The organism is Streptomyces sp. NPDC001219, assembly GCF_053597915.1.
Genome location: NZ_JBSFJF010000010.1, coordinates 148,280 through 173,056 on the forward strand (window position 1 = coordinate 148,280; position 24,777 = coordinate 173,056).

A 24,777-nucleotide genomic window follows, 5' to 3' on the forward strand; every position below is an offset into this window, starting at 1 on the left:
TGGTCGGCCGACGGGCCGGACTCCCCGGATTCCGTGGCCCGGGGGGCCGGTCCGTTGGCGTGTGTCGTGCTCGGCCCAGGAACAGCGGATCAGCCGTACGCCGTTGGTCGGTGTGGATGTGGTGGGAAAGCTGGAGGCCGGAGTGGACCCCGGCCGGAGGCACTGCTTCCCTCGACCGTTACGGCGTGACGCGGGCGAGCCGAGTTGCTTCGGCCAGCGCCAGTTGCCACGGATAGTTTTCCGGTCGCCCTTTGCCCGGCTCGTTGGGTTCGAAGCCGCCGGGCCCGTACAACACCGACACGCCCGCGCCGCGCAGTGTCGCCACTGACCGGTCGAACTGCGGATGGTGCACATAGGCGGTGTTCACGCAGGGCATGGCCACCGTGGGAATGCCCTTGCCGATGCCCTCGGCAACCACCCCGACCACGAAGTGGTGCGTCAATCCGAGCGCCCAGGCGTTGAGGGAATGGAAGGTGACCGGTGCGAACACGATGACGTCGGCCGGAGGCCACACATCAGGGGCGGCCGGTTGCTTGTACTCGGACCGGACCGGGTGCCCCGTCAGCTCTTCCAGTAGCGGCCCCTCGCCGTCGAGCCACCGGGCCGCCGTGGGCGTCAGACCGATGCACACGTCGAACCCAACTGTGCGTGCGCTGCGTGCCACTTCGGCAAACTGCTGAACGGGCGGAGCGGCGGAACCGAACAGGTAAAGCACGGGACGATTCATCACGCCATCCCACCACAGCCTTCTGACGTGCAGCCGGTGGATCTGCAGCGGAGAGCATTCACCAGCCCGCCCCCGCCGGTACCGTTCCGAATGGCTGCGAGGGACTGGAGAGCGATATGCCTTCACTGCACGACGACCACACGGGCGCACGCATCGCGCACACGCGCAAGGTCCGACGCCTGACCCAACGCGAGTTGGCCGACCTTGCCCATGTCTCGTACAGCACGTTGACCAAAGTGGAGCAGGGAGTCCTGCCCGCAAGCCCTTCGGTGCTCGGGGCGCTGGCCCGTTCCCTTTCCGTGCCGGTGACGGAACTGACCGGCCAGCCCTACCTTGAAGAACTCCGCCAGGACCAGCTGGACGGCCTGATCAACCCCATTCGCGAGGCGCTCAACATCTACGACCTCGGCCCCGATCCGGATGTATCCCCGCGCACGGTGGAGGAGTTGGCGGCACATGCCGACCGGCTGTGCGCCATGGTGCGGGCGACGAACATCAAACAGGTTGCCGCAGAGCTTCCCGGCTTGATCCACGAGGCCACGACGACGACGCACCTGAATCCCACGGACAGTAACTGGCGGCTGCTGGCGAGCACGTACCGCACCGCGTATGACGTGACAGCGAAACTGGGTTTCTCCGACCTGGGCATGGTGGCGCTCGACCGGATGGGCTGGTCGGCCGAGCGTGCCTCGGATGCGGTGCTGAGCGGAGTGCGTCAGTACATGCGGGGCGTGGCCTACTTGCGGGCGGGCGACTACCGCACCGGGAAGCGGTTGGTCCGGCTTGGCTTGACTGACCTGGATCAGGCTGCTCCCGGGCGTGTGCTTGACGCGGTAACGGGACAGCTGCACCTGGGAGCCGCCGTTCTGGCGGGCCGCGACAAGGACAGGGACACCGCAGAGGGGCACCTCGGTGAGGCTCAGCGGATCGCGGAGCGGACCGGTCCTGCGGAGAGGGTCCACTGGCTGTCGTTCGGGCCTACCAACGTCGGTGTTCACCGGGTCAGCGTGCTCGCGGAGCTGGACCTCTACCCGGAGGCCGTGCAGTCCGCGCAAGAGGTCGCGATTCCGGACGGGTGGCCGCCGTCCCGGCTGGCGCACCACCATGCCGAGGTAGCCCGTGCACTGATGTGGGCGGGACGCACGGATGCGGCATTCAAGAGCCTGCTGAAGGCCCGCAAGGTCGCCCCGCAGCAGACGCGATACCACCCCACCGTGCGGGAGACGTACGCCGGTCTGGACTCAGCCAGGCGCAGGATGCCCGACACCTTCAGCAACTACGGCTCATGGCTTCGTATGTGACGTTCCGAGAGCCCATGGCCGGAGCTATCAGCGATGACTGATAGTTCCGGCCTTCCGGTGCCGGCACGCTGAGAGGGTCAGAAGACCCCCGCGACCGTGTTGGGACGGCCCGGGGGCATGGCCAACCTGAGGAAAGCAGGTCGACATGCCGAACGGTATCGCCAGGATCTTCGAGTTGCTGCATGGACCGTTGTCAGAAGCGCCGGCTCCGGGTGTTGGTCCTCGCCCTGCGGGCAGGGCGGAGGTGGCGGCCCGATGAGCGAGTCACGGACCACGCGCCTGCTGCCGTGGACGAGTCCTGACGGGAAGACCTGCGTGCTCCTGAGTGATGGCAGGGGCGAGAGCGGTTTCTCCCGTGTCGCGGACCGTATGGAAGACATGCAGCTGCAGATGGCGGACGCGCTGCTCGATCACGCGGCCGACATGCTCGCGGACGACAAGGCGACGAATCCGCAACTCCGTTTTCTTGGAGAACAGCTGAGTGCGGCACTGCGGGACGTGCACCGCGTCGCGGAGAGCAGAGGTGCGCGGCTGAGTCGGTGAGCCAGCAGGGCGGCGGAGAAGACGGCGGGGACGGGCACCCCGGTCAGCCCTGGACGCCGCCGCCTCCGGACGGTGACATGCCGCCCGGCGACGGGACGCACCGCAAGTGAGCCTCAACTCTCACCAGGTGTCGTGCACCCCAGCGGGCCCCTTCAGCGCAACCCCGCCGCGTCCAGCAGATAGGCGGTCAGCGGGTCGTAGTGCCGCGGGCTGAGGACGTGGTCGTCCAGAGGGATCGTCACCTGGAGGGTGCCCTCGGACTCGGCCAGGAACAGGGCCGGGTCGTTGCAGTCGGCGAAGCCGATCGCGTCGATGCCGCGTTGGGCCGCGCAGCCCGCCCAGCCGTGGTCGGCCATCACCAGGTCCGGCAGCGGCCGGCCCTCCCGTTCCAGGCCGTCCAGGACGGCGGCCATCGGCTCGGGGGAGTGGGTGTGCCAGAGCGTCGCACCGCGTTCCAGCATCGCCACGTCACCGAACTGGAAGACCATGCCGTCATCCGCCCGCAGCCCGTCGGGGATGACGACGATCTCGCAGCCCGCGGCCCGCAGCGCCTCGGCGGCCGCCCGGTGGACGTCGAGCAGCCCGCCCGGGTGCCCCGTCGCGAACAGCACCCGGTGCTGCCCGGCGGCGGCCTTGCGCAGCACCGCGGCCGCCCGCTCCAGCGCGTCGACCGTCAGCTCCGGGTCGATGGTGTCCTGACCCTGCCGGTGGTGCGGATCGTCGTTGACGCCGCAGCGCTCCGCCATCACGGCCAGTACGTCCTGCTCGTCCGTCCAGCGGTCGCCGAACTCCAGGCCGAACCAGTAGTGGCGGTCGCCGTTGGCGAGTCTGCGGTAGTGGGAGAGGTTGTTCTCGCGGGGGGTGGCGACGTCACCGGCGATCCGGGTGCGGACGAGATGGTCGACGAGTTCGGCGCGTGAGGGGGCTGCGGAGGCTATCGGCATAGCGCCCATTGTGCCCGCACACCTGTTCCGGGGCCGGGGAGTTCCGCAGCCCGGACACGGGGCGCGGGGGCCGGGGTGGTGGCACCGTCCCGAGGGCTGGGTGGCGCCGCCCCGTGGACTCGCTGTGCGCCGCCCCGTGGACCCGCAGTACGCAGCCCCGCAGACCCGCAGTGCGTTGCCCTGCGGGTCTGCGGCGGCGCGCCGCCGGACACCGGTCATGCCTGGTCATCGGCCTTTCCCCGGCCTTTCCCCGGACCCCTGGCCAAAATGTCGAACGCCTCCTGCTCCGCGTGCGCAAATGTCCATGGGCCCGGAGCCCGGTGCTCCCTAATCTCACCCTCATGACCACCGCAGCCAGCGCATCCAACGGGCCCGTGGGCCCCGTCGACTCCTCCCGCGTCCCCCGCTACGCCGGGCCCGCGACGTTCGCCCGCCTGCCCCGCCTCGACGAGGTCGGCGGCCGGGCCGACGTGGCCGTCGTCGGTGTCCCCTTCGACACCGGCGTCTCCTACCGCCCCGGCGCGCGGTTCGGCGGCAACGCCATCCGTGAGGCGTCCCGGCTGCTGCGTCCCTACAACCCGGCCCAGGACGCGTCCCCGTTCGCGCTGGCGCAGGTCGCCGACGCCGGTGACATCGCCGCCAACCCGTTCAACATCAACGAGGCCGTGGAGACGGTCGAGGCCGCGGCCGACGACCTGCTCGCCGGCGGCGCCCGGATGATGACCCTCGGCGGCGACCACACCATCGCGCTGCCGCTGCTCCGCTCCGTCGCCAAGAAGCACGGCCCGGTCGCGCTGCTGCACTTCGACGCCCACCTGGACACCTGGGACACCTACTTCGGCGCCGAGTACACCCACGGCACCCCGTTCCGCCGCGCTGTCGAGGAGGGCATCCTCGACACCTCCGCGCTCTCCCACGTCGGCACCCGCGGTCCGCTCTACGGCAAGAAGGACCTCGACGAGGACGAGAAGATGGGCTTCGGCATCGTCACCTCGGCGGATGTCATGCGCCGCGGCGTCGACGAGGTCGCCGACCAGCTGCGCCAGCGCATCGGCGACCGCCCGCTGTACATCTCCATCGACATCGACGTCCTCGACCCGGCACACGCCCCGGGCACCGGCACGCCGGAGGCGGGCGGCATGACCTCCCGCGAGCTCCTGGAGATCCTGCGCGGGCTCGCGTCCTGCAACCTGGTCTCGGCGGACGTCGTCGAGGTCGCGCCCGCGTACGACCACGCGGAGATCACCGCCGTCGCCGCCTCGCACACGGCGTACGAGCTGACGACGATCATGTCCCGGCAGATCGCGGCGGGGCGGCAGGGGGAGTAGCCCCACGCTCCCGGGCCCGCGGGCCTGCGCCCCGGCACCGGACCACCCCGGCCCGTCACGGAAGCGACCGTGGCGGGCCGGTGGCATGTCCGGGGCCGGCCGGAGAACGGCCCGTCACCCGCCATGTCCCCGCCGCGCCCCGTCAGGACGGTCCCGGGTCCCGGTCCAGTGAGCGGAGGGCGAACCACAGCTCCATCCGGACGTCGGGGTCGTCCAGGTCGGTGTCGAGGAGGCCGGCGATGCGGGTGATGCGCTGGCGGACGGTGTTGCGGTGGATGCCGAGGGCGGTTGCCGTGCGGTCCCAACTGCCGTGCAGGGCGAGCCAGTTGTGGAGGGTGGCGAGGAGTGGCGGGGAGTCGGTCAGCGGGGCGAGGAGGGCCTGGGCGTGCCGGCGGGCGTCGGTGGGGGCGACGAGGGTGGTGACGCTGTGCGGGCCGGGGGTGCGGTGGCGTACCAGGGCGGCGCGGCCGGCGAGGGCGCGGCGCAGGGCGGAGGCGGCGTGCCGGTCCGCGGCCGGCAGGTCGGCGATGGCGGCGGGTTCGCTGACGCCGAGCGTCCAGCCGGGGTGCGCGGTGATCTCGTGGTCGGCGGGGATCAGGGCGCGCAGGGCGGGGGTGGCGCCGGGGGCGGTGGCCGCCTCGGTGCCGGCCTCGGAGCGGGCCGCCGCCCCGGGGGCGTCACCGGGGCGCGTCCCTGAAAGGGCGGGGGATTCGGCGGCCGTCCCCGGGGCGACGAGGGAGGTGCCCAGGGCGGCGGCCAGGGAGGCCGCCGACTCCGTGGTGTCGCGGCGGCGTTCGGCGTGGACGACGGTCCAGAGGGGCGCGCCGAGGAGCGGGGCGACATCGGCCGGGCGGGCGCCGAGGAGCAGCCGGACCAGTGCAGCGGAGTGCTCGGCGGTGGCCGGACCGTGGGCGGTGGCCGGGCCGGCGATCAGGGAGAGGAGGACGGCGGCGACGCCCGCGATGGCGTGCGCGGGCGGGTCGTGCGGGTCGGCGGCGACGACCAGCGCGGGCGCCCGGCGGTCGCGGCCGCGGCCCGTCAGGGCGAATGCGGACAGGGAGGTGCCGGGGAGCGTGTCGGTGGCCGAGGACGGGCCGCCGGCGCCGATGACCTGGGCGAGCCGGCCGGCCGCGGCCCGGACGGCGGGGGAGGGACGGGGGCCGGCCCAGGCGTGCTCCGCGCCGTCCGGGGCGAGCAGCGCGGTCCAGCCGTGCACATGGCGGGCGAGGGCGCGCAGCACGGCGGTGGCCGGGTCGGGGCGGGCGGCGGCCGCGGCGAGGGCCCGCTGCGCCTCGCTGAGCCGGGTCAGCTCGCGGTGCCGGGCCTCCGTCACGGCCTGCCAGACGGCGCTCTCCACGGCGGTGAACGGGGTGCCCGCCGGGACCTCGACGAGCGGCAGGCCGTGCCGGTCGCAGGCCGCCACCAGGGCGGGCGGCACGGTGTCGTGCACCGGCGCGATCCCGAAGCCGAGGGCGGCGGCACCGGCCGCGACGGTACGGGCGGCGTAGCCGTCGAGGTAGGCGTCCGGGCGGGTCACCTCCGCCAGGTGCATCCCCGCCGTCAGCAGCATCTCGCCGCCCAGGAGGTACGGCACCGGGTCGGCCATCTCGGAGGTGTGCACCCAGTGGATCGCGACGTCCTCGCGCGGCCCGGCGACCTGGCGCAGGCCCAGGTCCGTACGGGCGAGGAGGTCGGCCAGCGGCACGGGCGGGGTGGACGGCGGGGGCATCGGCTGCGGCATGTGCGGACCATCCACATCGGAGGGTGGTGAGTGGAGGAAACGTACACTTCAGCGTCGTCTTTCGGCCTCCTAGGGTCAACCTCCGGGACGCGGCGCCCGGACGGGACCCCCGCCCGCCGGGCGCCCGTCGTCCCCCTGCTCCACCCCACCCCCCGCTCGCATTCGCTTCTCTCCCCCTCCCCTTCTCCCCTCGGCGCAGCCGGAAGGGATGGCTCATGGCTGTCGACTACGCGGTGATCGTGCTCTATCTGGCCGGAATGCTCGCCATGGGCTGGTGGGGGATGCGGCGCGCCAAATCGAAGAGCGACTTCCTGGTCGCGGGCCGCCGCCTGGGCCCCGCGATGTACTCCGGAACGATGGCGGCGATCGTGCTCGGCGGCGCCTCCACCATCGGCGGTGTCGGGCTCGGCTACCAGTACGGCCTCTCCGGCGCCTGGATGGTCTTCACCATCGGCCTCGGGCTGCTCGCGCTGAGTGTCTTCTTCTCGGCCCGGATCGCCCGGCTGAAGGTCTACACGGTCTCCGAGATGCTGGACCTGCGCTACGGCGGCTCCGCCGGGATCATCTCCGGCGTCGTCATGTGGGCGTACACCCTGATGCTGGCGGTGACCTCGACCATCGCCTACGCGACCATCTTCGATGTGCTCTTCGGCCTGGACCGGTCGCTCTCGATCATCCTCGGCGGGGCCATCGTCGTCGCGTACTCGACGCTCGGCGGGATGTGGTCGATCACCCTCACCGACATGGTCCAGTTCGTCGTCAAGACGATCGGTGTGCTGTTGCTCCTGCTGCCCATCGCCGTCATCAAGGCGGGCGGCTTCGCCGAGATGAAGGCCCAGCTGCCGGACGACTACTTCGCGCCCCTGGGCATCGGCGGGCAGACGGTCTTCACCTATGTGCTGATCTACTCGTTCGGCATGCTGATCGGGCAGGACATCTGGCAGCGGGTGTTCACCGCGCGCAGCGACAGGGTGGCGCGCCTGGGCGGCACCGCGGCCGGTACGTACTGTCTGGCCTACGCCCTGGCCGGGGCGGTCATCGGCACCGCGGCCAAGGTGCTCTACCCGCATCTGGGCAGCCCGGACGACGCGTTCGCCACGATCGTCAGGGACGCGCTGCCGGTGGGGGTGCGCGGGCTGGTGCTGGCGGCGGCGCTCTCCGCGGTGATGTCCACGTCCTCGGGCGCGCTGATCGCCTGCGCCACGGTCGCCCACAACGACATCTGGGCGCGGGCGAAGGGCATCGTTCCGGGGCGGCGGCGGGCGGTCGCGGGAGGCCCCGGTGAAGCCGGTGATTCCGGTGAAGTCGGTGAAGTCGGTGAAGCTGGTGATTCCGGCGGCGCGCAGGCCGGGGCGCGCGACGTGACGCAGGCCGGGGCGCACGGCGAGGCGCATGACGAGGTGCGTGGCAACCGGGCCTTCATCCTCCTCATGGGCCTTGCGGTGATCGTCATCGCGCTGGCGCTCAACAACGTCGTCGAGGCGCTCACCCTCGCCTACAACGTCCTCGTCGGCGGGCTGCTGGTGCCCGTCCTCGGCGGGCTGCTGTGGAAGCGGGGCACCGCCGCCGGGGCGCTGGCCTCGGTCGCGGTGGGCGGCCTGACCGTCGTCGGCCTGATGGTCTCGCTCGGCGTCCTCGCCAACGAGCCGATCTACTACGGGCTGATCGCCTCCTTCGTGGCCTATGTGGCGGTCAGCCTGGCCACCCCGCCCACGGACGCGGCGGTCCTGGCCGCCTGGCGCGCGCGGCTGGCCGGCCACGCGGACGACGCCCCTGGCGGCACCTCGCACGACGGCTCACGCGACGGCTCGGAGGGCGACCCCGCGGGCGACCCGGAAGGGGATACGGCCGGTGCGGTGGCGCTGGCGCTGAGGCCCCCCTCCACCGCCTGAGCGGCCTGCGCCCGGCGCCTCCCGCCCGTCCGCCCTCCACGGGCAGCCCCGTCAGCCCCCTCTCCCCTCCACCCGCCCCGCAAGGAAGGCTCCCCGCACCCATGAGCACCACCCACCCCACCGCCACGCGGCACCGGCGCACCGGCGGTGACCTGGTCGTCGAGTCGCTGGCCGCGCTCGGCGCGAGCACCGTCTTCGGGCTGCCGGGGCAGCACGCGCTGGGGGTGTTCGACGCGCTGCGCCGCTCCAGCCTGCGCTATGTGGGGCTGCGGGTGGAGAACAACGCGGGCTTCGCCGCCGACGCGTACGCCCGTGCCACGCACGGGGTCGCGCCGCTGCTGGTCTCCACCGGGCCCGGTGCGCTGATGACGCTGGCCGCGCTCCAGGAGGCGGCGGCCGGATCGGCCGCCGTACTGGCCATCGGCAGTCAGGTGCCGCTGGCCGGGATGGGCGGTGGGCGCCACGGCTATCTGCATGAACTCACCGACCAGAGCGCCTCGTTCCGCGGGGTGGTCAAGTCCGTCCACACGGCCCGTACCGCGTCACAGATCCCCTCGGCGGTGGCCGCCGCCTGGGAGTCGGCGCTGAGCGTCCCGCACGGGCCGGTGTGGCTGGAGATCCCGCAGGACGTGCTGCTGGCGGAGGCCGACGTCCCGCCGGTGGGTGAACTGCGCGCCGCCCCACGGGAGTTGCTGCCGCGGCCGGAGCTGATCACGGCGGCGGCGCGTCGGCTGACGAAGGCGCGGCGGCCGGTGATCCTGGCCGGCGGCGGAGTGGTGCGGGCCGGGGCCGAGGCGGAGCTGCTGGCGCTCGCCGAGCAGCTGCGGGCGCCGGTGGCCACCACCTTCGGCGGCAAGGGCGCCTTCCCGTGGGAGCACCCGCTCTCCCTCCGCTCCTGGATGGAGGACCGCTACACCACCACCTTCCTGGAGGACGCCGACACCCTGCTGGTCGTCGGCTCGGGGCTGGGCGAACTCTCCTCGAACTACCACACGTTCCGGCCGCTGGGGCAGGTCGTGCAGATCGAGGCGGACCTCGGCAAGCTGGAGTCGAACCATGCCGCGCTGGGCATCCACGCGGACGCACGGGCGGCGCTCTCCGCCCTGGTCAAGGAGATCGGGGAGACCAGCGGGGCCGGGGAAGCCGGCGAGACCGGCGGGACCGGCGGGGCCGGTGAGGCCGGCGAGCACAGCCCCCGTGACACCACCGCAGAACCGGCCGGAGCAGCCGGACCGCCCACCCCCGAGGCCGCCGTCGCCGACCTCCTGGCGCGCGTCCGTGACCGGATCGCCGGGCAGCAACTCGACTTGGAGCAGCGGGTTCTGGGCTCGGTGCGGGACGCGCTGCCCGACGGCGCGGTCAGCTGCTGGGACATGACGATCCTCGCCTACTGGGCCTGGTCCGCCTTCGACCCGCGGCGGACCAACGCGCTGCACTCGGCGCAGGGCGCCGGCGGGCTGGGCTACGGCTTCCCGGCGGCGCTGGGCGTGGCCGCCGCCGATCCGGCGCGGCCGGTGCTGGCGGTCTCCGGTGACGGCGGCGCGATGTACTCGATCGCCGAGCTGGCCACCGCCCGGCAGTACGACCTGCCGGTGACCTGGCTCATCGTGGACGACGGCGGCTACGGCATCCTGCGCGAGTACATGACCGACGCGTTCGGCGAGGCCACCGGCACCGAACTCGCCCGGCCGGACTTCGTGGCGCTGGCCGGGTCGTTCGGGGTGCCCGCGGTCCGGACGAGCCCGGAGCGGCTCCGTACGGACCTGGCCGAGGCGCTGGCCGCGCCCGGTCCTTCGGTGGTCGTCCTCCCGGCCCAGCTGCGGATGTTCGCGCCCACCCACCTGAGTTCCTGAGGGCGGGCCGCCGGACTACGCCTCCGACGGGCCGCCGCCCGCCCCCACCCGCCCCTGCAGCAGCCGGGACAGGGCGGCGTGCACCTCCTCGACCGAGCGGTCCGGCTGGAAGGACTGCCAGTCCAGGGCGGCCACCAGGACCATGCCGAGGAGGGCGGAGGCGGTGAGCGGGATGTCCAGCTCGTCGGAGAGTTCCCCGTCCCGTACGGCGTCCCGGAGGACGTCCTCGACGACCGCCTGGGCGCGGCCGCGGACCGAGGTCAGGGTGGCGCGCCAGGTGCGGTTGGTGCGCCAGAGTTCGGCGACGTAGAGCTGGATGAGGGCGGGGGAGCAGGCGATGAAGTCCAGGCCGGCCCGGATCATCGCGTCCAGGGCGTCGACCCGGCTGCCGCCGCGGGCGGCGGTGGCGTCGGCGGCCCGGCGCAGGGAGTCGGCGAGCAGGTCGATGCCGTCCCGCAGCAGCTCCTCGTAGAGGACGTTCTTGCTCGCGAAGTTGTAGTAGACGGTGCCCTTGGCGACGCCGGCGCGGTCGGCGATCTCGTCGACGGTGGTGGCGGAGAAGCCCTGTTCGGCGATGAGGGTGACGGCGGCGTCGAAGAGCCGGCGGCGCGTCGACGTGCGGCGGGTGACGGGGGACGCCCCCGGGGCGGTGCCGTCGCCGGCACCGCCCCGGGACCCCTGGGGAACGCTCACAGGCTGAGTTCCGGGTGCAGGTCCTTCATCCGGACGACCTGCCGGCTGCGCGCCGCGAGGGCGGTCAGCGCCAGCGCGCCGAGGGTGAAGGCCGCCAGGACCACACAGCCCTGCTGGACGATGGCCAGGTCACCGCCGGTGATCAGCCGGCGCAGGCCGTCGACCACGTAACTCATCGGCAGGAACGGGTGGATGGCGGCGAAGAACCCGGGGCTGGTCTGCACCGGGTAGGTGCCGCCCGCCGAGGTCAGCTGGAGCATCAGGACGACCAGGGTCAGCACCCGGCCGGCCGGTCCGAAGAACGCGCCCAGCAGCTGGATGATGGCCGTGAAGCAGGCCGTGGACAGCAGCAGGAAGCCGACGGTGCCGGCCGTGCGGGCCATCTCCAGGCCGAGGCCCCAGTGGAGCACGGCCATCAGCGCCAGCACCTGGACGACGCCGATGGCGTAGGCCGGCAGCCAGGAGCCGAGGGCGATCCGCCAGCCCGGGGCGCCCGCGGCCAGGGCGCGCTTGCCCAGCGGCTGGAGCAGCATGAAGGCGACCATCGCGCCGACCCACAGGGACAGCGGGATGAAGTACGGCGCCAGGCCGGTGCCGTAGTTGGGCGCCTTGTGCATCGACTTGGCGGCCAGGTCGACCGGGTCGGCCATCACCTCGGTGCGGGTGTCCCGGTCCTTCTTGTCGTAGTCGGGGATCTTGGAGACGCCGCTGTGCAGCCCGTCGGCCAGCTGGTTGCTGCCGTCCTTGAGCTTGAACAGGCCGCCGGTGAGCTTGTGGGCGCCGTCCTTGGCGACGGTCAGGCCGCTGTGCAGCTTGCCGGCGCCGTCGGCGAGCGTGCCGATGCCGTCGGCGAACAGCCCGGCGCCCTCGGAGACCTTGTGGGCCCCGGCGTTGAGCTGGTTGATCTGGCCGATCGCCGTGTCCGCGCGGCTCGCGATGCCCGGCGCCTGCTCGGCGACCTTCGTGGCGCCCTGGTGCAGCCGGCGCACCTTCTCGCGCAGCTGCCCGAAGTCGGTGTGGGCGACGGTGTCGTTGACCTTCTCCGCCGCGTCGGCGGCGAGCGCGGTGCCGTCCGCGAGCGCCTTCAGCTTGGGGCAGTCGGGGTCGGTGGAGACGAGACCGGAGCAGCGCTCCTTGTAGAGGTCAGCGGCGTTGTCGGCGTTCTCCCGCGCCTTTTCGGCGGCCTTGGCGGAGTCGCCCGGCAGCCTGCCGAGGTCCTCGTCGAGCTGCCCGCTCAGGTCGGCGACGACCTGGGCCCACTGCCCGATCTCCTTGCCGTGCTCGCGGAGGTAGGGGAGGTCCTTCCGGGCGATGCCGTGGACCTTGTCGGCGAGCTGCTGGGTGCCGTCGGAGACCTGACGGGCGCCCAGGCTCAGCTTCCTGGCCTTCGTGGCGGCCTCCGCCGCGCCCTTGCTGATCTTGTCCGCGCCCTTGTCCAGCTTGCCGAGCCCGTTGGCCAGTTCGCCGGTCTTGTCCTTGGCGGTGCCCAGGCCGTCGTCCAGCTTCCCGGCCCCGTCGGCCGCCTCGGCCGTCTTGTCGTGCAGATCGGAGAACGAGACGAAGATCTTGTCGAGCATGGCCCGCGACGAGGTGGCCGAGGTCTTGGCGCGGATCTCGGAGAACACCGTCTTGGAGATCGAGCCGACGACGTAGTTGTTGGCGTCGTTCGTCCGGACCTGGAGCGCGCCGGTCTGCGGGGTGTCCCCGGAGCTGGAGGCGATCCGCTTGCTGAAGTCCTCCGGGACGGTCAGCGAGAGGTAGTACGTGCCGTTCTCGACGCCCTTGGCGGCGTCCGCTGAGCTGACCTCCTCCCAGTCGAAGGTCTTGCTGTCCTTGACGTTCTCGGCCAGGTCGTCACCCGCGTGCAGGGTCTTGCCGTTGGCCTTGGTGCCCCGGTCGTCGTTGACGAGCGCCACCGGGATCTTGTCCAGGCGGCTGTAGGGGTCCCAGAACGAGCACAGGTACAGGGCCCCGTAGAGCAGCGGGATCAGCGTCAGGGCCACCAGGCCCAGCCGGGGCAGCTTGCCCCTGCTGAACCGCTTGAGCTCAAGAGCGGCCAGCTTCGGCGAGCGCATGCGCTTCCTCCTCCTCGGGGGTCTCGGTGTCGTTCCGGACGGCGGCCGGAGCGGGGGCGGCGGCTTCGGTGCCCGTCCGCGCGGTGCTGACGGTCAGCGCCCCGGCCGGTGCGCCGTCGCCGGCGGCCACGACGGTGAGCCCCTCCCGGGTGAGGCCCTGCAGCAGCTCCCAGGCCTCGGCGCGTTCGGCGTCGGCGAGCTTGAGGTCCACGTCGTCGACGGCCAGCAGCTGCGGTCCGTGCATCAGCCCGAGCGCGACGGAGAGCCGCAGCGCCTCGATCCGCTCCAGGTCGCGCACGGTCGTCCGCAGGCCCTTGACGAGGGCGGCGGGGTCGAGTCCGGCGGCCGTGAGCGCGGCGTCGACCCGGGCGCGGGTGGCCTCCTTGTGGCGCTTGCCCCAGGGGAGCGAGGCGCTCAGCGACCCGGTGACGCGGTGGCCCAGCAGGGCCTGTTCCTTGAGGTGTTCGCCGACCGTGAGGGCCGGTTCGAGGTCGGCGACGCCCGGTACGTGCGCCAGGGCGGTACGGCTGCGGACCGTCCCCATCCGCTTGGGCAGCGGGAGTCCGGCGACCGTCGCCTCGCCCTCGGTGATCCGCATCCGGCCGGTGAGGGCCAGCAGCAGACACGTGCGGCCGGAGCCGGAAGGGCCCTGGACGGCGAGCAGCGTGCCCGGTTCCGCGGTGATGTCGACGCCGCGGAAGGCCCATCCCCGCGGGCCCTCCACTCCGATTCCCCTGGCGTTGACCGCCGCCCCCTGGCGGGTGGTGTTCACCGACACCCCTCCCCTTTTGATCTGACTGGTCAGTCTAAAAGTGTGCCTTACAACGGCCCCGTTGACCAATCGGGGCGCGCCAGCGGGAACGGGTCGCAACTCGGCGCCGCAGATCCCGTGACCCGAACGGGGGACTCGTCCTAGGGTGCAGGGCAGGCGGGGGCCTGATGATGTTCATGGTGAGTCCGTGCCGCGTGACGTGGCACGGACCGCGCACAAATGACGGAGAACCATGCACCCTTCGCCACAGCCCCCCGTGGACCGGCCGCCGCAGCGGTCCCCCCGCCCCGTGGCGCGGCGCTCCCGCACGCTGGTCGCCCCTCTGCTCGCCACCGCCCTGATCGCGGTCCTCGCCCCCGTCTCGGCCTCCGCCTCGGCGCCCGTCCGGGCGCCGCGACCGGCCGGCCCGGCACCGGAACCCTGCATGAAGGGCGACGGCGGCGACGGCTGGACCGCCACCGCCACCAGGATCGACCCCGAGGACAGCCACCACGCCTACGTCGGCAACGGCTACCTCGGGCAGCGGGTACCGCCCAACGGCACCGGCTACGCGGCCCCCGGCGGCGAGACCGGCTGGCCGCTGAAGACCCCCGAGTACGACGGCTCGTTCGTCTCCGGGCTGTACGCCAAGGGACCGAAGGACCTCAAGGGCCGGCAGGCCATCGCCGCGCTCCCCACCTGGACCACCCTCGACGTCGCCACCGGCGGCGCGCACCCGGACACCTTCTCGTCCGCCACCGCGCCCGGCCGGATCTCGCACTACCGCCAGACGCTCTCGCTGCGCTGCGGATTCGTCCGTACGTCGCTGACCTGGACCGCCGCCGACGGCCGGGCCACCGACCTGGTCTACGACGTGCTCGCCGACCGCACCAGCGCCCACACCGGTGCCGTCCGCCTGCGGATGACGCCCCACTGGAGCGGTGCGGCCACCGTCACCGACCGCCTCGACGGCCGCGGCGCCCGCCGGATGGCACCGTCCACGGACGGGGCCGCCACCGGAGGCAAGGAGAGCGGAGGCAAGGACTCCGGCGGCAAGGAGACCGGCGGGAAGGAACCCCGCGGCAAGGAAGCCGGCGGGGACACCGGCCGCACCATGGACGTCGGGTTCCGCACGGACGGCACGGACACCGAGGGCGCGGTCGCCTCCACCCTGCGCACCGGGCCCGGCGTACGCGCCGAACCGCCCGGCCCGGCCGCCCGGCAGGACAAGCTGAGCAACCACCAGCAGGTGTCCTTCCCGGTCCGCAGCGGCCGCTCGTACGAGCTGACCAAGTACGTCGGCGTGGACACCGCGCTCACCTCCCGCACCCCGCGCGCCGCCGCCGACGCAGCCTCCCGCCGGGCCGCCGCCCGCGGCTGGGACGCCCTGTTCGCCGGGCACACCGCCGCCTGGCAGCGGCTGTGGCGCAGCGACATCGAGGTCAAGGGCCGGCGCGACCTCCAGTCCTGGGTCCGCTCGGCGCAGTACGGACTGCTGGCCAACACCCGCGCCGGCAGCCGCAACAGCATCGGCCCCACCGGCCTGACCAGCGACAACTACGCCGGTGAGATCTTCTGGGACGCCGAGACCTGGATGTACCCGGGCCTGCTCGCCGCCCACCCCGCCCTCGCGAAGTCGATCGTCGACTACCGCTACAAGACGCGGGCCGGGGCCGCCGCCAACGCGCGCAAGCTCGGCTACGACGGGCTGTTCTACTCCTGGACCAGCGGCAGCAAGGGCGACCTGTGGAAGGAGTGCCACAGCTGGGACCCGCCGCACTGCAAGACCCAGAACCACCTGATGGGCGATATCTCCCTGGCCACCTGGCAGTACTACCTCGCCACCAAGGACACCGCCTGGCTGCGGTCCCGCGGCTGGCCGGTCCTCAAGGGCATCGCCGAATTCTGGGCGTCCCGGGCCACCCGTAACACCGACGGCAGTTACTCCGTCAAGAACGTCGCCGGTCCCGACGAGTACAGCAACGGCGTCAACGACGCGGTGTTCACCAACGCCGGGGCCGCCACCGCGCTGCGGCACGCCGGCCGGGTCGCCGCGATCCTCGGTGAGAAGGCACCGGCCTCCTGGAAGACCCTCGCCGACAAGCTGCGCATCCCGTACGACAGCAAGAAGAAGGTCTTCGAGCAGTACGCCGGGTACAAGGGCACGACCATCAAGCAGGCCGACACCGTGCTGCTGATGTACCCGCTGGAATGGCCGATGTCGCAGACGCAGGCGGCCCGCACGCTGGACTTCTACGCCGGGCACACCGACCCGGACGGCCCGGCCATGACGGACTCGGTGCACGCCATCGACGCCGCCGGCATCGGCGAGGCCGGCTGCTCCACGTACACCTACCTGATGCGGTCCATCAAGCCGTTCGTCCGCGGGCCGTTCCACCAGTTCTCCGAGGCGCGCGGCGACAAGGCCGGCGCCGACGACCCGCACGCCGGCAAGCCCGCCCAGGACTTCCTCACCGGCAAGGGCGGCTTCCTGCAGACCTTCACCCACGGGCTGACGGGGCTGCGGCTGCGCGAGGACCGGGTCCGGCTCGACCCGATGCTGCCGCCGCAGCTCTCCGAGGGCGTCACCCTGCGCGGTCTGCACTGGCAGGGGCGGACCTACGACATCGAGATCGGCGCGCACCAGACCACCGTGCGGCTGACCGCCGGTGCGCCGATGCGGATCGAGTCCCCGGAGGGCGAGAAGGTCGTCAGCCGGGGGGTGCCCGCCGTCCTCAAGACCCGGCGCCCGGACCTGGCGGCCACCTCGAACGCGGCCCGCTGCACCACGGCCACCGCGACGTCCGAGGAGCCCGGTCTCTACGCGGGAGCCGCGGTGGACGGCAACACCACCACGGCCTGGGTGCCCGACGCCGCCACCGGCACCCTCACCGTCGACCTCGGCCGGACCACCCAGGTCGGCCAGATCACCCCGCACTGGAACGGCACCCCGCCCAAGTCCTCCAACATCCAGGTCTCCCTGGACGGCAAGCACTGGACGGGCACCGGCTACGCGGGCCGCACCCCGGCCCGGTACGTCCGGGTCACGGTGACCGGCGACCGGACCGCGGGCGCCGACGGCAAGCCCAAGCCGCACCCCGGTATCGCGGAGCTGACGGTGGAGCGGGCGAAGGACCGTACGGCGGAGCGGGGGAAGTAACCCGCCACCGCACCTGAGGACGGCACAGCGACGGCCCCGTACCGGACCACCCGGAACGGGGCCGTCCGCCGTGCCGGGGCCTCCGCCGCCCCGGGCCCGGACGCCGTGCCGTGGCGGCACTCGCACGGAAGTTTGTGACGGCGGGATGAAATCCGCCCCGCGCGGTGTTGCCGCCCTCGAACAGTGTCGATGGGTGGGAGGCACCGGGTGGCGGGGACGGACAGGGAACGAGCGGGCTGGGCGCGGCGGCTGACCCGCGACTGCTGGCAGTACCGGAAGGACGTACTGCTGGCCCTCGGCTCCTCGCTCGCCGGGATGGCCGTACTGGCCCTGGTCCCGCTGGTACCGAAGCTGATCATCGACGATGTCATCATCGGGCACGAGCGCGCCCTCGCGCCCTGGGCCGCCCTGCTGGTCGTCGCCGCGGTCGCCGTCTACGTCCTCACCTACATCCGCCGCTTCTACGGCGGACGGCTCGCCCTCGACGTCCAGCACGACCTGCGGACCCGGATGTTCGGCTCGATCGCCCGGCTCGACGGCCGGCGGCAGGACGAGCTGAGCACCGGCCAGGTCGTCGGCCGCGCCACCAGCGACCTCCAGCTGATCCAGAGCCTGCTGTTCATGCTCCCGATGATGATCGGGAACGTCCTGCTGTTCGCGATCTCGCTGGCCGTGATGGCCGTGCTGTCGCCGCTGCTCACCGTCATCGCGCTGGCCGTCGCGCCCGCCCTGTGGTTCATCGCCAAGCACAGCCGCGCCCGCCTCTTCCCCGCCACCTGGTACGCCCAGGGGCAGGCGGCCGCCGTGGCCGGAGTCGTGGACGGCGCGGTCGCCGGCGTACGGGTCGTCAAGGGCTTCGGGCAGGAGGACCAGGAGACCGGGAAGCTCCGCGAGGTCAGCCGCCGGCTGTTCGCCGGGCGGCTGCGCACGGTCCGGCTCAACGCCCGCTACACCCCCGCCCTCCAGGCCGTACCCGCCCTCGGCCAGGTCGCGATGCTGGCCCTCGGCGGCTGGATGGCCACCCAGGGACAGGTCACCCTCGGCACCTTCGTCGCCTTCTCCACCTACCTGGCGCAGCTGGTCGGACCGGTCCGGATGCTGGCGATGATGTTGACCGTCGGCCAGCAGGCACGGGCCGGTGTGGAGCGGGTCTACGAGCTGATCGACACCGAGCCCTCGATCGCCGAGCGGCCGGACGCCCACGAGCTGCCCGCCGACGCCCCCGCCACCGTCGAGTTCGACCGGGTGACCTTCGGGTACGCCCCGCCGCACGAGGACCCGGACGGCGCCCCGGCCACCGTCCGCCCCGTACTGGAGGACTTCTCCCTGCGCATCGAGGCCGGGGAGACCGTCGCCGTGGTCGGCACGTCCGGCAGCGGCAAGTCCACCGTCTCGCTGCTGCTGCCGCGCTTCTACGACGTCACCGCGGGCCGCGTCCTGGTCGGCGGCCACGACGTGCGCGAGCTGACCCTCGACTCGCTGCGCGCCGCCATCGGCCTGGTCCCGGAGAGCAGCTTCCTGTTCTCCGACTCCGTCCGCGACAACATCGCCTACGGCCACCCGGACGCCACCGACGCACAGATACGCGCCGCAGCCCGCGCCGCCCAGGCCGACGGCTTCATATCCGAGCTGCCCGAGGGCTACGACACCAAGGTCGGCGAGCAGGGCCTGACCCTGTCCGGCGGCCAGCGCCAGCGCGTCGCCCTGGCCCGCGCCATCCTCACCGACCCCCGGCTGCTGGTCCTGGACGACGCGACCTCGGCGGTCGACGCCCGGGTCGAGCACGAGATCCACGAGGCGCTGCGCGGCGTCATGGCGGGCCGTACGACCCTGCTCATCGCGCACCGCGCCTCCACCCTGGCGCTCGCCGACCGGGTCGCCGTCCTCGACGGCGGACGGCTGGTCGACCTCGGCACCCAGGAGGAGCTGGCGGACCGCTGTCCGCTCTACCGCAAGCTGCTGACCGACCCGGAGGAACTGGGCGGCGTCGAACGGGACCCGGCCGGAGAACTGGCCGGCGCCTTCGACGGCGAGTTCGCCGCCGCCGGGCTGACGGCACCGGACGCGGTGGCGGACACCGACGGGCCCGCCGCGCCGGGCCGGTCCGGGGCGGACGGCACGATCACCCCCGAACTCTGGGTCCGCCGCGAGCAGGAGGCCGAGGCGGGCGGAGCCGGGATGGCCGCCCGCGCGGCCGCCGCGGCCGGGCCCGGCATCGGCGCCGCGATGGCCGGCCTCCCCGCCACCCCCGAACTCCTCGCCCAGGTCGCCGCCCTGCCGCCCGCCACGGACACCCCGGACGTCGACGAGGAGCAGGCGGTGCGCCCCGAGCGCTCCTACGGCCTGCGCCGGCTGCTGCACGGCTTCGGCGGGCCGCTGGCCTTCGCGCTGGCGCTGGTCGCCGTGGACGCGCTGGCCGGGCTGCTGCTGCCGGTGATGATCCGGCAGGGCATCGACGAGGGCGTCCGCCGCGGCGCGCTGATCGGCGTCTGGACCGCCGCCGCCATCGCCCTGGCCGTGGTCCTCGCCCAGTGGGCCGCCCAGATCGGCGGCAACCGCATGACCGGGCGCATCGGCGAACGGATTCTCTACTCCCTGCGCCTCAAGATCTTCGCGCAGCTCCAGCGCCTCGGGCTCGACTACTACGAGCGGGAACTGACCGGCAAGATCATGACCCGGATGACCACGGACGTGGACGCCCTGTCCACGTTCCTGCAGACCGGTCTGGTCACCGCCCTCGTCTCGATGCTGACCTTCCTCGGCATCTTCGTCGCGCTGCTGGCCCTCGACGTCCAGCTGGCCCTGGTCGTCTTCCTCACCCTCCCGCCGCTGATCATCGGCACGTACTTCTTCCGCAAGCAGAGCGTGCAGGCCTACGAGCTGGCCCGCGAGCGGATCAGCGTGGTCAACGGCGACCTCCAGGAGAGCGTCGCCGGGCTGCGGATCGTCCAGGCCTTCCGCCGCGAGCGGCAGGGCGCGGAGCGGTTCGCCGCCCGCAGCGACGACTACCGCCGGGCCCGGGTCCGCGGCCAGTTCCTGATATCCGTCTACTTCCCCTTCGTCCAGCTGCTGTCGTCCGTGGCGTCGGCGCTGGTGCTGATCGTCGGCGCCGGCCGGGTCGGCTCCGAGACCCTCACCGCCGGCGCGCTGGTCGCCTATCTGCTCTACATCGACCTGTTCTTCGCGCCCGTCCAGCAGCTCTCCCAGGTCTTCGACGGCTACCAGCAGGCGTCCGTCTCGCTCGGCCGGATACAGGAGCTGCTGCGCGAGCCGACCACCACCCCGGCCGTGGAGAAGCCCCGCGCGGTGCCCGCGCTGCGCGGCGCCATCACCTTCGACGAGGTGGACTTCCACTACGGCGGCGGCGACGAGCCGGCGCTCGCCGGTATCGCGCTGACCATCCCGGCCGGCCAGACCGTGGCCTTCGTCGGCGAGACCGGCGCCGGGAAGTCCACCCTGGTCAAGCTGGTCGCGCGGTACTACGACCCGTCCTCGGGCGCCGTCCGGGTCGACGGCACCGACCTGCGCGAGCTGGACCTGACCGGCTACCGCCGCCGCCTCGGCGTGGTCCCCCAGGAGTCCTACCTCTTCGCCGGCACGGTCCGCGACGCCATCGCCTACGGCCGCCCGGACGCCACCGACGCCGAGGTGGAGGCCGCCGCGCGTGCCGTCGGCGCCCACGCGATGATCGCCACCCTCGACGGCGGCTACCTCCACGAGGTCGCCGAGCGCGGCCGCAACCTCTCGGCCGGCCAGCGCCAGCTGCTGGCCCTGGCCCGCGCCGAACTCGTCGACCCGGACGTGCTGTTGCTCGACGAGGCCACCGCGTCCCTTGACCTGGCCACCGAGGCCGTCGTCAACCAGGCCACCGACCGGCTCGTCGGACGCCGTACCACCCTGGTCGTCGCGCACCGGCTGACCACCGCGGCCCGCGCCGACCGGGTGGTGGTGCTCGACCAGGGCCGGATCGTCGAGGACGGCAGCCACGCCCAGCTCCTGGCCCGCGACGGCCGCTACGCGGAACTGTGGCGGACCTTCACGGGCGAGGAGGAGGAACTCGCGGCCTGAGGGGGCCGGGGCGGGGCCCGTCCACCGAACGGCGCCAAGGGCTGGTGGCACCCCCGTCGCGCAGATAGGTTCAGCCCGACCTTTGCTATCCCAAGGGGAGGGTGCATGCGCAAGGCCACCAGATGGCTGCTGTCGCTCGCGGTGCTCATAGGCACGGCGGGAGCCGGCAGTGCTTCGGCAGGAGCGGCGACCGCCGCCGAGCCGAAGACCGAGGACATCAAGGACCGGATTCTCGCGATTCCGGGAATGAGCCTCACCGAGGAGAAGCCGGTCGACGGCTACCGCTACTTCGTACTGAACTACACCCAGCCGGTTGACCACCGGCACCCCTCCAAGGGGACCTTCCAGCAGCGGCTGACGCTGCTGCACAAGTCGGTGGACCGGCCGACGGTGTTCTTCACCTCCGGGTACAACGTGAACACCACACCGTCCCGCAGTGAACCGACCAAGATCATCGACGGTAACCAAGTGTCGATGGAGTACCGGTACTTCACCCCGTCGCGGCCCACGCCCACCGACTGGAAGAAGCTGGACATCCGGCAGGCCGCCAACGACCAGCACCGCATCTTCCGGGCGCTGCACCGCATCTACGGCAAGAACTGGATCGACACCGGCGGCAGCAAGGGCGGCATGACCGCCACCTACTACCGCCGCTTCTTCCCGCACGACATGGACGGCACCGTCGCCTACGTCGCGCCCAACGACGTACGCAACGACGAGGACTCCGCGTACGACCGCTTCTTCCGCACCGTCGGCACCGCGAAGTGCCGCACCGCCCTCACCGCCATCGAGCGCGAGGCCCTGCTGCGCCGCGGAGAGATGGTCAAGCGCTTCCAGAAGTGGGCCGACAAGGAGAAGCAGACCTTCACCAAGGTCGGCAACGCAGACCGGGCCTACGAAGTCATGGTCACGGACCTGGTGTTCGGGTTCTGGCAGTACCAGCCCGCTGCGACCGCCTGCGCCGAGGTCCCCGACCCGACCGTCTCCACCGACGAGCTGTGGAAGTGGATGGACAACGTCGGCGGCTTCTCCAGCTACACCGACCAGGGCATGGAGACCTACACGCCGTACTACTACCAGGCGGGCACCCAGCTCGGTGAGCCCGGCTACGGCTACCCGCAGCTGGCCGGACTGCTGAAGTACCCCGGCATCAACAACTCCCGGTCGTTCGTGCCGAAGGACATCCCGATGCGCTTCGACCGGCGCGCGATGCCCGACATCGACCGCTGGGTGCGCCACCACGCGCAGCGGATGATGTTCGTCAACGGCGAGTACGACCCGTGGAGTTCGGAACACTTCACGGTCGGCAAGGGCGCCCGGGACTCCTACGTCTTCACCGTCCCCGGCGGCAACCACGGCTCGAACATCGCGAAGCTGAAGGACGCCGACCGCGCCAAGGCCACCGCCGAGCTGCTCGACTGGGCCGGAGTCCGGGCCCCGGACGGCAAGGCCACCCCGCTGGCCCCGGACAACAAGAAGCTGGACAAGCAGGAGATCCGGCGGATGCCGCTGCTGCGGCCCTGACCGCACGCGGCCGCCGGGCCGGAGCGCCCGGCGGCCGCGGTGCGAGGACCGCGACGGCGCGCTCCCCGGGGACAGGGGGGAGCGCGCCGGGTCCGTCCGGCGCTCAGTACGTCAGCCCGTGGCCGATCTGGTAGAGCGCCCTGGTCGGGGCGTCGGCGCGCATTATCGGGACGGGCAGCCGGCCCGCCGGGTCCCGCCGGCCGGCGATCACCCGGGCCGCCGCCCGCAGTTCCACATCCGTCCACGAGTAGCTCGCCAGCGCCGCCCGGACACCGCCCAACTGGGCGATGTCGTACGGGTTGCGGACCGCCAGCTGCACCACCGGCTTGCCCGTGGCGAGCAGCGCGTCGACCAGCTTCCGCTGGGCCGAGCCCGCCGTCACGTTGTAGGTGGCCACCACCACCGCGTCCCGCTCGCCGAGCGCCGCCACCGCCTCGTCGATCCGCTGCTGGGTCGGCGTCATGCCCGTGGACAGGGCGGTGGCCGTGAAGCCCAGCTCGGTGAGGGCACGCGCCAGCACCGTGGTGGGCGGACCGCCGGTCCCGGACGGCGCGGCCGCGTCCACCCCCGCCACCAGCACCCTGCGCTCCCGGCGCCGGGACAGCGGCAGCAGGCCGGTGTCGTTGCGCAGCAGCGTGGTGGTGCGGTCCGCGATCCGGTCGGCCGCGGCGAGATGAGCACGGGTGCCGACCGCCCGGTCCACGGCCTGACGGGTGGTGTACGGGTCCCTGAAGAGCCCGCGCCGCTCCTTGAGCAGCAGGATGCGCAGCAGCTTCGCGTCGAGGTCCCGCTCGGTCAGCTCGCCGTCCCTGAGCGCGGTGAGCACGGCACCGTGCGCGACCGCGAGGTCCGGCGGGTTCAGCAGCTGGTCGACGCCGGCCTTCAGGGCGAGCACCGGCACCCGGGCGTCGCCGTACTTCGCCCGCACGCCCTCCATCCCGAGGGAGTCCGTCACCACCACCCCGTCGTAGCCGAGGCGTTCGCGCAGGATGCCGGTGAGGATCGGGCGGGAGAGGGTGGCCGGGTCCTCGCTCGGGTCGAAGGCGGGCACCACGATGTGCGCCGTCATGATCGAATCGATGCCGGCGGCGATCGCGGCCCGGAAGGGCGGCGCGTCCAGCCGCTCCCACTCCTCGGCGCTGTGACGGATGTACGGCAGTCCCACATGGCTGTCGGTGTCGGTGTCACCGTGCCCGGGGAAGTGCTTGGCGCAGGAGGCGATCCCGGCGCCCTGATAGCCCTTCACCTCGGCGGCCACCATACGGGCCACGGCCTGCGGGTCCGCCCCGAAGGAGCGCACGCCGATGACCGGGTTGGCCGGGTTGACGTTGACATCGGCGTCCGGCGCGTAGTCCTGCCGGATGCCCATGGCGAACAGCTCCTCGCCCGCGATCCGGGCCGCCGTACGGGCGTCGTCGCGGGAGCCGCCCGCGCCGAGCGCCATCGCCCCGGGGAACAGCGTCGCGGGGGCGCCGACGCGGGCCACTATGCCGTGTTCCTGGTCCGTGGAGATCAGCACCGGGACGGGGACGCGCTGGGCGGCGGCGGCCTTCTGGATGCCGTTGGACAGATCGGCGATCTGGTGCGGGTCCCGGGTGTTGTGCGCCCATCCGAAGTAGATGATGCCGCCGACGTGGTACTTGGCGATCAGCTCGGCGGCGTTGGCGACCCCGATCTCCTTCTGGTTCGCGGCGGCGTCGGCCGGGTCGGGGTCGGTGGCGGAGTGCCCGTAGACCCGCATGACGAAGAGCTGGCCGGCCTTCTCCTCCGGAGTCATACGGGAGATGAGACGGCGCAGCCGGGCCCGGGTGGCGGCGGACGGGGCGGGGTCGGCGGGCTGATGTCCGACGCCGGTGCCGGGCACGGTGCCGTGCGCGAGGCCGGCCCCCGCACCCGCGGCAGCGGCGGCCGCGGCGGCCGCGGTGGTCAGGACGGTACGTCTGGAGTGCATCTGCGCTCCTTCCGGAGGGCTTCCTCGACTCATTGAAGGAAACTTCCAAGGAAACACGGATAGCCGGAAAACTATTGTCGGTCAATGACTCGGTCCACGGTGGCGCCCAGCTATTGCGCGACGGGCGGGGGTGTGTGATGGGGCGTCGGGAGGCGGTGGGGGCGGTCGACCGCCCCCACCACCTCTCGGCCGACCTGCTCCCACCGATAGGAAGAGCGTGGGGGAG

The 24,777-nt window shown here is 72.7% G+C and carries 15 protein-coding genes; 8 read left to right on the plus strand and 7 right to left on the minus strand.

Translation table 11 applies throughout. The annotated features are described in order from the left end of the window. Positions 1 to 178: 178 nt before the first annotated feature. Positions 179 to 727: a flavoprotein gene (locus ACWC9R_RS09270; RefSeq protein WP_450729861.1), complete on the minus strand. Its 549-nt coding sequence runs from the start codon at positions 725 to 727 to the stop codon at positions 179 to 181. A gap of 116 nt (positions 728 to 843) precedes the next feature. Here ACWC9R_RS09270 and ACWC9R_RS09275 point away from each other — a divergent pair, with 116 nt between their 5' ends. Continuing rightward, a complete protein-coding gene (locus ACWC9R_RS09275) occupies positions 844 to 2,028 on the plus strand; it encodes a helix-turn-helix domain-containing protein (protein ID WP_450729863.1) in 1,185 nt (394 codons plus the stop codon). Positions 2,029 to 2,283: 255 nt separating this feature from the next. Continuing rightward, the gene (locus ACWC9R_RS09280) at positions 2,284 to 2,571 is read left to right on the plus strand and encodes a hypothetical protein (protein WP_450729865.1); all 288 of its coding nucleotides are present in this window, start codon (positions 2,284 to 2,286) and stop codon (positions 2,569 to 2,571) included. Between the two features lie 152 nt (positions 2,572 to 2,723). Here the strand turns inward: ACWC9R_RS09280 and ACWC9R_RS09285 are convergent, their stop codons facing one another. Beyond that, positions 2,724 to 3,515, minus strand: a complete 792-nt coding sequence (locus ACWC9R_RS09285) for a phosphatase (protein WP_450729867.1) — start codon at positions 3,513 to 3,515, stop codon at positions 2,724 to 2,726. Between the two features lie 341 nt (positions 3,516 to 3,856). Between ACWC9R_RS09285 and speB the strand changes: the two genes are divergently transcribed. Further along, complete coding sequence (gene speB, locus ACWC9R_RS09290; RefSeq protein WP_362611499.1) at positions 3,857 to 4,843, plus strand: agmatinase; 987 nt, start codon at positions 3,857 to 3,859, stop codon at positions 4,841 to 4,843. Between the two features lie 142 nt (positions 4,844 to 4,985). Here the strand turns inward: speB and ACWC9R_RS09295 are convergent, their stop codons facing one another. Further along, positions 4,986 to 6,584 (minus strand): PucR family transcriptional regulator ligand-binding domain-containing protein, encoded by a 1,599-nt coding sequence (locus tag ACWC9R_RS09295; protein ID WP_450729869.1) that lies wholly within the window; start codon positions 6,582 to 6,584, stop codon positions 4,986 to 4,988. Between the two features lie 215 nt (positions 6,585 to 6,799). Here ACWC9R_RS09295 and ACWC9R_RS09300 point away from each other — a divergent pair, with 215 nt between their 5' ends. Both ACWC9R_RS09300 and ACWC9R_RS09305 read left to right on the plus strand, forming a co-directional pair. Then, complete coding sequence (locus ACWC9R_RS09300; protein ID WP_450729871.1) at positions 6,800 to 8,476, plus strand: sodium:solute symporter; 1,677 nt, start codon at positions 6,800 to 6,802, stop codon at positions 8,474 to 8,476. A 101-nt stretch (positions 8,477 to 8,577) separates the two neighbouring features. Beyond that, positions 8,578 to 10,329, plus strand: a complete 1,752-nt coding sequence (locus ACWC9R_RS09305) for a thiamine pyrophosphate-binding protein (protein WP_450729873.1) — start codon at positions 8,578 to 8,580, stop codon at positions 10,327 to 10,329. A 15-nt stretch (positions 10,330 to 10,344) separates the two neighbouring features. On the opposite strand, the gene ACWC9R_RS09310 is transcribed toward ACWC9R_RS09305, so the two are convergent. Genes ACWC9R_RS09310 through ACWC9R_RS09320 form a run of 3 tightly spaced genes read right to left on the minus strand, consistent with a single transcriptional unit; the run spans position 10,345 to position 13,869 of the window. Beyond that, entirely contained in the window at positions 10,345 to 11,022 is a 678-nt protein-coding gene (locus ACWC9R_RS09310) for a TetR/AcrR family transcriptional regulator (RefSeq protein WP_450729875.1), read from the minus strand. Further along, on the minus strand, positions 11,019 to 13,097 hold the full coding sequence (locus tag ACWC9R_RS09315; RefSeq protein ID WP_450729877.1) for a YhgE/Pip family protein: 2,079 nt from the start codon (positions 13,095 to 13,097) through the stop codon (positions 11,019 to 11,021). The genes ACWC9R_RS09310 and ACWC9R_RS09315 overlap by 4 nt, the downstream gene beginning before the upstream one ends. Beyond that, positions 13,069 to 13,869 carry an ATP-binding cassette domain-containing protein gene (locus tag ACWC9R_RS09320; protein WP_450729879.1) on the minus strand — a complete coding sequence of 267 codons (801 nt, stop codon included), beginning with the start codon at positions 13,867 to 13,869 and terminating at the stop codon, positions 13,069 to 13,071. Before ACWC9R_RS09320 ends, ACWC9R_RS09315 begins: the two co-directional genes overlap by 29 nt. 232 nt (positions 13,870 to 14,101) lie before the next feature. Between ACWC9R_RS09320 and ACWC9R_RS09325 the strand changes: the two genes are divergently transcribed. From ACWC9R_RS09325 to ACWC9R_RS09335, 3 genes are all read left to right on the plus strand, one after another. Next, positions 14,102 to 17,008: a discoidin domain-containing protein gene (locus tag ACWC9R_RS09325; protein WP_450729881.1), complete on the plus strand. Its 2,907-nt coding sequence runs from the start codon at positions 14,102 to 14,104 to the stop codon at positions 17,006 to 17,008. A gap of 189 nt (positions 17,009 to 17,197) precedes the next feature. Next, positions 17,198 to 21,076 carry an ABC transporter ATP-binding protein gene (locus ACWC9R_RS09330; protein WP_450729883.1) on the plus strand — a complete coding sequence of 1,293 codons (3,879 nt, stop codon included), beginning with the start codon at positions 17,198 to 17,200 and terminating at the stop codon, positions 21,074 to 21,076. A 105-nt stretch (positions 21,077 to 21,181) separates the two neighbouring features. Then, a complete protein-coding gene (locus ACWC9R_RS09335; protein WP_450729885.1) occupies positions 21,182 to 22,600 on the plus strand; it encodes a S28 family serine protease in 1,419 nt (472 codons plus the stop codon). Between the two features lie 103 nt (positions 22,601 to 22,703). On the opposite strand, the gene ACWC9R_RS09340 is transcribed toward ACWC9R_RS09335, so the two are convergent. Then, on the minus strand, positions 22,704 to 24,551 hold the full coding sequence (locus tag ACWC9R_RS09340; protein ID WP_450729887.1) for a glycoside hydrolase family 3 protein: 1,848 nt from the start codon (positions 24,549 to 24,551) through the stop codon (positions 22,704 to 22,706). Between the last annotated feature and the right edge of the window lie 226 nt (positions 24,552 to 24,777).

Coding starts and splice junctions, on each gene's coding strand:
- ACWC9R_RS09270 (WP_450729861.1), bottom strand. CDS start 727: ATGAATCGTCCCGTGCTTTACCTGTTCGGTTCCGCCGCTCCGCCCGTT.
- ACWC9R_RS09275 (WP_450729863.1), top strand. CDS start 844: ATGCCTTCACTGCACGACGACCACACGGGCGCACGCATCGCGCACACG.
- ACWC9R_RS09280 (WP_450729865.1), top strand. CDS start 2,284: ATGAGCGAGTCACGGACCACGCGCCTGCTGCCGTGGACGAGTCCTGAC.
- ACWC9R_RS09285 (WP_450729867.1), bottom strand. CDS start 3,515: ATGCCGATAGCCTCCGCAGCCCCCTCACGCGCCGAACTCGTCGACCAT.
- speB (WP_362611499.1), top strand. CDS start 3,857: ATGACCACCGCAGCCAGCGCATCCAACGGGCCCGTGGGCCCCGTCGAC.
- ACWC9R_RS09295 (WP_450729869.1), bottom strand. CDS start 6,584: ATGCCGCAGCCGATGCCCCCGCCGTCCACCCCGCCCGTGCCGCTGGCC.
- ACWC9R_RS09300 (WP_450729871.1), top strand. CDS start 6,800: ATGGCTGTCGACTACGCGGTGATCGTGCTCTATCTGGCCGGAATGCTC.
- ACWC9R_RS09305 (WP_450729873.1), top strand. CDS start 8,578: ATGAGCACCACCCACCCCACCGCCACGCGGCACCGGCGCACCGGCGGT.
- ACWC9R_RS09315 (WP_450729877.1), bottom strand. CDS start 13,097: ATGCGCTCGCCGAAGCTGGCCGCTCTTGAGCTCAAGCGGTTCAGCAGG.
- ACWC9R_RS09325 (WP_450729881.1), top strand. CDS start 14,102: ATGCACCCTTCGCCACAGCCCCCCGTGGACCGGCCGCCGCAGCGGTCC.
- ACWC9R_RS09330 (WP_450729883.1), top strand. CDS start 17,198: ATGGGTGGGAGGCACCGGGTGGCGGGGACGGACAGGGAACGAGCGGGC.
- ACWC9R_RS09335 (WP_450729885.1), top strand. CDS start 21,182: ATGCGCAAGGCCACCAGATGGCTGCTGTCGCTCGCGGTGCTCATAGGC.
- ACWC9R_RS09340 (WP_450729887.1), bottom strand. CDS start 24,551: ATGCACTCCAGACGTACCGTCCTGACCACCGCGGCCGCCGCGGCCGCC.